The organism is Marinifilum sp. RC60d5 (assembly GCF_052400665.1).
Taxonomy (GTDB): Bacteria; Bacteroidota; Bacteroidia; order Bacteroidales; family Marinifilaceae; genus JBQTGK01.
Genome location: NZ_JBQTGK010000018.1, coordinates 22,686 through 30,968, shown reverse-complemented (window position 1 = coordinate 30,968; position 8,283 = coordinate 22,686). Strand labels below are relative to the sequence as shown.

General features: G+C 32.0%; 7 protein-coding genes. 1 reads left to right on the top strand and 6 read right to left on the bottom strand.

The features are described from left to right. Positions 1 to 136: 136 nt before the first annotated feature. The 6 genes from ACT3CE_RS18710 to ACT3CE_RS18685 form a co-directional block, all read right to left on the bottom strand. Complete coding sequence (locus tag ACT3CE_RS18710) at positions 137 to 2,260, bottom strand: peptidylprolyl isomerase (RefSeq protein ID WP_444711286.1); 2,124 nt, start codon at positions 2,258 to 2,260, stop codon at positions 137 to 139. Positions 2,261 to 2,496: 236 nt separating this feature from the next. Then, entirely contained in the window at positions 2,497 to 3,753 is a 1,257-nt protein-coding gene (locus tag ACT3CE_RS18705; protein ID WP_444711285.1) for a hemolysin family protein, read from the bottom strand. After that, the gene (locus ACT3CE_RS18700) at positions 3,753 to 3,956 is read right to left on the bottom strand and encodes a hypothetical protein (RefSeq protein ID WP_444711284.1); all 204 of its coding nucleotides are present in this window, start codon (positions 3,954 to 3,956) and stop codon (positions 3,753 to 3,755) included. The genes ACT3CE_RS18705 and ACT3CE_RS18700 overlap by 1 nt, the downstream gene beginning before the upstream one ends. Positions 3,957 to 3,999: 43 nt before the next feature. Then, a complete protein-coding gene (gene lptC, locus ACT3CE_RS18695) occupies positions 4,000 to 4,581 on the bottom strand; it encodes an LPS export ABC transporter periplasmic protein LptC (protein ID WP_444711283.1) in 582 nt (193 codons plus the stop codon). After that, complete coding sequence (locus ACT3CE_RS18690) at positions 4,574 to 5,911, bottom strand: tetratricopeptide repeat protein (protein WP_444711282.1); 1,338 nt, start codon at positions 5,909 to 5,911, stop codon at positions 4,574 to 4,576. Before ACT3CE_RS18690 ends, lptC begins: the two co-directional genes overlap by 8 nt. Before the next feature lie 249 nt (positions 5,912 to 6,160). Beyond that, on the bottom strand, positions 6,161 to 6,904 hold the full coding sequence (locus tag ACT3CE_RS18685) for a type III pantothenate kinase (RefSeq protein WP_444711281.1): 744 nt from the start codon (positions 6,902 to 6,904) through the stop codon (positions 6,161 to 6,163). A 216-nt stretch (positions 6,905 to 7,120) separates the two neighbouring features. Here ACT3CE_RS18685 and ACT3CE_RS18680 point away from each other — a divergent pair, with 216 nt between their 5' ends. Further along, positions 7,121 to 8,230: a PAS domain S-box protein gene (locus ACT3CE_RS18680; protein ID WP_444711280.1), complete on the top strand. Its 1,110-nt coding sequence runs from the start codon at positions 7,121 to 7,123 to the stop codon at positions 8,228 to 8,230. Positions 8,231 to 8,283: the final 53 nt, after the last annotated feature.

Here is an 8,283-nt window from a genome sequence, read left to right as displayed (position 1 = left end):
ACTATATTTGAAGATAGGGTCAGACTAAACGCCTAACCCTATAAATTTCATTTACACACTTTGCGGGATAGTGTCTTAGAGCATAAAAAAAGCGGAATGATAATTCATTCCGCTTTTCTTTTGACTTCACTAATTTCTAGTAAAATTTATATCTTTTATCAACAACATTAGCATTTTCTTTTAATGCCTGATATGCTTGGTAATTTGTACGATACTGATATCCTTGTTCTAATCTTGATTTGAACGATTCAACAGTTTCATTGGTAACTTCGTCCTTAGCTTCGTTAGTTACTAACAACATGTATACACCTTGGTTTCCTTCAACGGGTTCTGAAATTTTTCCTTTTTCAATTTGAGCAGCAGTACTAATTACTTTAGGCTCAATACCTGCACCAGGAATCTGGAATGAAGTAAAACTAATACCTGTTGCAGTTTTAACTTCTAAACCTTCTTTTTGTGCTACAGAAAGTAAACTCTGTGCTCCTTGCGATGCTTTTTGCATTTCAGCAATCATCTGCTTCGCTTTCTTTTCTTTTCTAACTTCGCGTCTGATAGTGGTAGCTACATCATTTACCAATGAGTAACCTTCTTCTTTAATATCAGAAAGAATTGCTACAACAAATTTATCGCCAAACTCAAATACTGCAGAATTATCACCGTTTAATAATACAGTTTCCATTTCGTCAGTATTGTAAGCAGCTCTTACTAATTCTCTTGAATTTTCAAGTCCCGGTATGCTTTTAGTGTCTTTCTTAAGGTTAGCAGTTCTTCTTTGTAATTTCTGCTCCGAAATTGCTTTTAAGAAAGCATCTCTTTCAAGATTATTACCAGCAAATGTTCTAGCTTGTGCATAAGCTGCTTGAATTGTTTTATTGCTAGCTTCAACTTTACGATCAACAATTGCAAGCTGAACTTTTTTAACTGCTTTACCTTTTTTAGTTACCTGAATAACATGAGCACCAAATTGGGTTAAAACAACAGTTACTTCATTCTTTTTAGCATTAAAAGCAGCATCGTTGAATGGTTGAACCATTTTTCCTTGAGTAAACCATCCTAAGTCACCACCATTAACAGCTGATCCCTGATCGTCAGAATTTGTTTTTGCTAAGTCGTCGAAACGAGCACCTTTTTCAATTAAGCTTTTTAAGCTATCAGCTTTAGCTTGTGCTGTAGGATAATCTCCATTAATTGCACGAATTAAAATGTGACGAGCTTTAACTGAATCAGGAAGCATTTTAATTTCGTTAATTTTAGCTAATTTATAAGCTTCATTTTCGAAATATACGTCGGTTATATCATTTTTCTTACCCGAGAAAGCAAATTCAGCTAAGTCTTTATTTGTTATTTCATCTTTCTTAAAATAGAAAGCATTAAAATCGCTATCTCCATTTAATTCAACAAATTGAACATTGTTGTTCTCAGAAACAAAATCAGCTTTGATATCTGCAAGCCATTTTTCAGTTGCCTTATAGTCATCTGTTGATGGCTCAATTGAAAAAGGAACGTAATCAATTCTTCTTGATTCTGATTGCTTAAAAAGATCTTTGTGATCGTCATAATATGCTTTTATTTCCCCGTCAGATACACTTACAGTACTATCAGGAATTAGATTGTAGTTTTTAACAACATAGTTAATATCTACTTTCTTACTTCCTTTTTCAGCAAGATTTTTAACCAAGGCATTTGGCATATAAAGGCCTTTTTGAATTAAAGAGTTATACTTGGTTAAAGTTCTTTGAGTACTCATTGCTTTTTCGATGTTGAGCCAATACTCTTTTTGTGGTGTTCCTTTTGGAGCATTAATTAATTTCTGCAATGTTGCAATTACTTGCTCTTTATCAATCGTTCCGTTTTCATTTTGGAACATCTGACGAATTGTAGGATCAATATTTCTACCTTGAATCATATCGAACAATTCATCAGAAGAAACTGAAATTCCCAATTCCTCATATTCTTGATTCATCACCATTTCCTGTACCATTTGTTGCCAGGTTTGTTCTCTTAATCGTTCAGTTTGTTCTGAAGGAATAGAAGATTGCCCAGACATCAGTTTTGCTACTTCGATATTATGATTGAATCGATTCTGGAAATCACGAATGTTAACTGATTCCCCTGCAATTTCTGCCATTTCATTTCGTGAGTTTGTAATTAAAGAACCACCCGATTTTAAAGCATCTCCTGCAATAAATGCAAAAAGCGCTCCACCAATTATGATTCCAATAAATACACCACGATTTCTTATTTTCTGTAATGTTGCCATCGAAAAAGATTTAAATATTCTTAATTAGGCTACGAATATACAAAAAAAAGGGAAATGATTGCTTTTTATCTCTTTGTTTAGTGACTTTTATAGTAAAGTAAAAGTAAGATAATGGGAATGGGATAATCTGTAAATAAAACTCTTGATTTTAACAGTAAATTAGAGGAAGGATATTACAAGTAAACTAAAGAAAAATAGGCTTGTAATTAACAGAAATTCAGTAATAAATGAACAGGTTAAATTCTGCTGAGTTTAATTTTTTCGACCCGGGTATTGCTTACTTCTACAATTTTAAAGTTAAATTCATCAATTCGAATTGTTTCGTTGTATTTTGGAATGCTTTCATGATTAAATAGAATGAATCCATTCAAGGTTTCAAAATCTTCCGATTCGGGTAAATTCAAATCATATTTATCATTCAGGTAGTCTATTTCTAATCGGCCCGAAAATAAAAATTCTGTTTCCGAAAGTACTTTTTCTTCTAAATCAATATTATCATGTTCATCTTCTATTTCTCCAAAAATTTCTTCCATAATATCCTCTATACTCACCACGCCGGCAGTTCCTCCAAATTCATCAACTACAACAGCAATACTTTTTTGCTCTTTGGTAAACAAATTTAATAATTTGTGAGCTGCCATAGTTTCAGGAACAAAAATAATTCTGCTTAACGCCGATTTTATACTTTGTGGTTTTTTAAATATCATCGATGAATGAACGTATCCTATTATATTATCGATTGATTCTTTATAGATTAAAATTCGTGAATATCCGGTTTCAATAAATCGTTGAGTTAAGTCCTCTATTTCACCATTTAATTCCATAGCTTCAATTTCGTTTCGGGGAACGATACATTCGCGAAGCTTTACCCTTGAAAAGTCCAGGGCATTGCGAAATATTTTGATGTCATGTATGTCATCTTCCGAAATAGCTTGTGTATCCTGGCCTTCCTGTACCAGATGGTCTAAATCAACTTTTCCGAAGGCTTGTGTTTCTTCGTCTTCTGAAATTTGTGTGTGAAATAGTTTATGAATTATATTTTTTGATAGAAGCATGGTAATTGTTGTTACCGGATAAAAAATAATGTAGAAGAACATTACCGGTAATGCAAAAACATTTAGTGCTAAATTGGGATTGATTCGAAATAAGGTTTTGGGAATAAATTCAGCAGTAACCAAAATGAGTAAAGTAGAAAGGATGGTTTGAATCGTTAGAATTAGAGATTCGGAGTCTATCCAAATAGCTATGTATGGTTCCAGGATTTTTGCCATTACAATACCATAAACAACTAAGGCAATATTATTGCCAACCAGCATTGTGCTTATGTAGTGTCCGGGAAAGCGGGAAAAGATAGCTACAATCTTGGCCGAAAGTGTATTTTTATTTCGGTCGAGCTCCATTCGCAATTTGTTTGCGGCAATGAATGCAATTTCCATTCCGGAGAAAAAGGCTGACAATGCCAGCATTGAAAAAATGATAATCAAATCATTCATTAATTAGGGGATTGGTTTTTCTCTCTTGCTTTTCTTAGGAATCTTCGCGAAGTGTACATTAAGGCAGCCAATATTGCGATAACGTATAGTAGTAGGTTTTCGGTAAAGTTGGTTTGCATTGTTTGATAAACTGCTAGTGATACACTTACGATCATTACAATTAACCAAACTATTTCTAATAAAAATGGGAGTTTTTGATTCACTTTATTCAGGTTTTATTCTATGCAAGATAATAAGCTTTACTGATTATTTTTCGTTTTTGTCTTTTAAATATACTTCACCTGAAACTTTTTTCATTCTAATTTCATTCATTTTTTCATCAGAAGTGAATGAAGTACCTTCCAAGACCTGTCCATCTTCTTTGGTTATTCTTACGTATTGGTCGGAATAAATTAATTTCTTTTTCTGGTCCCAGTAAAGTAATTCTGTGTTTATGGTTTTACCATCGTCGCTTTTGGCAATCACATCGTTTCTTAATTCCCATAATTCTTCGGAAACGTAATTTTTGGCGTAGTTTGCTTCTATCTGCCAGGCTTCGGTTTCATCTTTATCATACGAAATAATTTTTCCACCTTTTGGAAATTCATTGAACTTGCCTTCTTCAGTATCTGTTTCGATAAATTCTTTCGCAAATGCGCGGTATTGAATTTTAGTTGAGTCGGTGAAAATATATTCTACATCTTTTCCTTTTTGTAAAGGAACATTTTTATTGCTTGTAAGACTTTCTACCTCTTTTATGTTATTTTCACAAGACAAAAGCATCATAATCCCCGAAAGGATTATAATGCTTTTGATAATATTGTATTTACTATTTGGCGTATTATTCATTCAAACGAGCCTTAGTTGTTTCGTTAATCCAGTCACCAATTTTAACAATGTCTCCATTTTTAATTCCTTCAAAGAATGCTTCCTCAGTTCCAGGAAAATACTTCGAATAAGTATTAATAAGACCTCTTGCTTCTTCAGCACATTCAGGATCAATTGCTTTTGCTTTTAAGAATTTATCAACAGCAACCCAGTATACTTTTTGGTGATCTAAAGCTGATGTTCCATACTTTTTACTGTAAGCAGCGTAGGCTTTACCAATTAATAAATATGGTTGTCCCCATCCTGATCTTAATTTAGCAGCTTGTAATGCATTCGATTTAGATGCGCTTAATTGATTTTGACTTAATAGAATATAAGCCAGTTTATAGTGAAGGTCAGCTTGAGTATCAGCATCTTTTTCTAATTTAATAGCTTGTTCAAGATATCCTTTACTCTTAGCAAATTCTTTTTTCTTAATAAACATTTTTGCCAAGTTATGAGCAGCATCAGCATTAGGTTCTAACTCATATTTTCTTTCAGCAACCATTGCATATAAAGCACCATCTTCACACTCCTGACGATTCAACATACGAAGGATTTTGTTGATTAAAACCATATCGTCTTTGTTTGCCTCAAATTTAGGAGTAAAAATATTGCTTAAGGTTTCGCAATCGGCAACACCTGCAGTAAAGAAAATTCTCTCTACATTTAAACGAGCGTTTTCGATATTTTCTTTTTTCTTTTCGTTGGTTTGAGCTGCTTTTTGTTTTTCAGCCATATCCATAAATAAAAGATAGTTATCGATTACCTCTTCAGCTTCAATTTCACCAGCTTTAACCAAAATACCCGAAGCTTCCATTGTGTAATTAATTACAGTAGCTTCAGATTTTAGACCTTGCATTTCGATTGATTTCTTTAAAATGCTGTATGCTTCCTTAACCGAAGGGATGTGTTTTTTCTTGTATTTAAACAAGTCACCACCTTTACGTCCAAGAATCCATCCTGAAGGGTATTTACGATCTTTACCGAAGTATTTAATTCTTTTATCGTAAACCATCATTAAAGAATCAACATATTTAGGATTTCTTGTTTTAGCAAGCATGCCTCGCATAATAGAAACTCCTTTAATATAAGTTGTTTTTTGGAATGCTGGTGCATTATTAAATACGTATCTCCATCCCGGAAGCGCTTCTTCATAGTTTTTTTGCTTCACCATCTCAACGTAAAGTGATGCATTCAGAACTGTTTGAGCACTATCCAATCCATATTTTGATTCCAAAGTCTGAGCCTTTACGGTAAACAGACTTGAAAACAAAAGAACCGCTGTTACGATTAAAAGTCTTGTTTTCATGTTGCTAAAATTTTTATAATCAAGTTTATTTTTATTGCAAAACTAAGAGATGATATTGTATTTCTATACAAATCTATTTTTCAATATATAAATATAACGAAAGTTTTAGTTTTGTTCGAACTAAAACTGCAAAACTCATACCAAAAATTTAGTACAAGTTTTGTTTTTGATCAAAAAAGACCATTTACTAGCATATTTAACTAGCTTCATGCAAAACTATAAATAAATTAGATATCAGCAAAGAGTTTGCTAATTATTAGGCTTATCCAACAAATTAAATTCCAAAATTGTATTTAATCCAAATAACAAGATATGCTCGTCTAGAAATGCCTTGTTTCGTATGTATTTGTGTAAAAAAGGTGCATCGCCTCCAGTTAAAATTACCTTCAAATTCGGATTGCTAATTTGTAAGTTTTCTATATAACTATCAATTTCAAAAATAATTCCATTTTGAACTCCTCCTATAATTGCGTCTTTTGTGTTTCTGCCTATAATATTAAAATTTTCCTTAATTGATAAGTGAGGTAGCTTACTGGTAAAATGATGTAAAGCTTTATATCTCATGCTAATTCCCGGCGAAATACTTCCGCCGCAATATTGGGCTTTTTCGTTCACAAAATCAAAAGTAATAGCTGTTCCTGCATCAATAATTAATATATTTTGCTTGGGATACTTGGCATAAGCTCCAATACAGGCAGCTAAGCGATCGTAGCCTAATGTGTCTTTAGTTTCGTATAGGTTTTCTAGCGGAATTGGAAGGTTTGAATCGCAAAAAAATATTTTAATATGCTTTAAATTAAAATATTGCATAAGTGCGATAGGGGTTTCGCGTACCGAGGAAATAATTATATTTTGAATTGCATTATATTTTTTAATTAGCTCACTGGCAAATTCTAATTCGGATTTTTCCGAAGATTCTATCTGCAAAATTTTTTCGTTCGAAACTATTGCAGCTTTAATTTTTGTGTTTCCTATATCTAATATCAGATTCAACTTAGTAGAATTGAAGTTTGGAAAAAATTGTAAAAGTTTTGTAAAATCGCATAAAATTAGCAAACTTTAGGCATATTAATAAAGTCATATATAAGGTTTTTTAAATTCTGTTTAAATTGTTTTGTTATTTGGTTTTAATTTAACTCGAATTAAAATTGCCAATGCTCTATTGGTATTAAATAATTAGTATCGATTAATTATTCAATTACTGCTTAAATGAAAAAAAAGATTTTAATCGTAGAGGATGATAGTTTAATATCAACCATCTTCAGAATGTTTTTAAAGGAACTTGGCTATGATCTATTGGGAATTGTAGAAGATGGGAAAGAAGCAATCCGTCTTTGTGAAAAATTAGAACCGGACATCATTCTTATGGATGTGCATTTAGGTGGCGAAATAGATGGTATTCAAACTACCGAAATTATTAAATCTAAATTTGATATTCCTGTTATTTTTCTCTCTAGCGATACCGAGGAAAGTACCATTCAACGAGTAATTAATACTCATTCTTACGGTTATCTGGTTAAACCCATCGATAAAAAAGAACTTGGAATTTCTATTGAATTAGCCTTTTATAAGCATAAGTTCGATTTGGATCAGAAAATGCGTGAGAAGCGTTTTCGAAATTTTATTTCCGATTCTCCCGAAGCTATTGTTGTTGTAAATGAAGGTGGATCTATTGAATATTTAAACTGTCTGGGCTTAAAATTATTTAAAACGGCTTATATTGAAGATATAATGGGTTCTCCATTTCTTTCTTTCGTTGATGATGATTATCAAAATGAATTTAAGGAAAAATTAGAGCGATCCATAGAAATGGGTAAGGGGATTGAGTACACTCATTTAAAATTTAAAACCATTCATGGTGATCTTTTCGATGTTGGTTTAACAGGTGCTCATATAGAATTTAATGGTAAAAATAACTTGCAGTTAATTATCAGAGATGTTACTCAGGAATATGCTTATCGTGAAATGTTAGCCGAAAAAGCTGATATTATTAATCACTTTTACGATGGAGTTATTACTTTCGATTTAAATGGTATTATAAGATCTTGGAATAAAGGTTGCGAGCGTATTTTTAAGAAAGGCGAAAAGGAGATGTTGGGAAGTCCTTACAGTGAAATTAATTTTTCTGGTAAAGAAAAATCTTTTGCCGAAGATTTATTGATACCTACAAGTGAAAATAACAATTGGGAGTTGCAACTTTCTGGTAATATTGAGGGAAAAAGTGTTTGTCTTAATATATTTTGTTCGATGTTGCAAAATAATAAAGGTATAGATACAGGAATTGTTTGTATTGTGCGTGAAATTTCAGAAAGAAAGTAAAATCGATATTAAGAATTTTTTTTGTAAAAATTAAAAAAATGTAAATAATATGT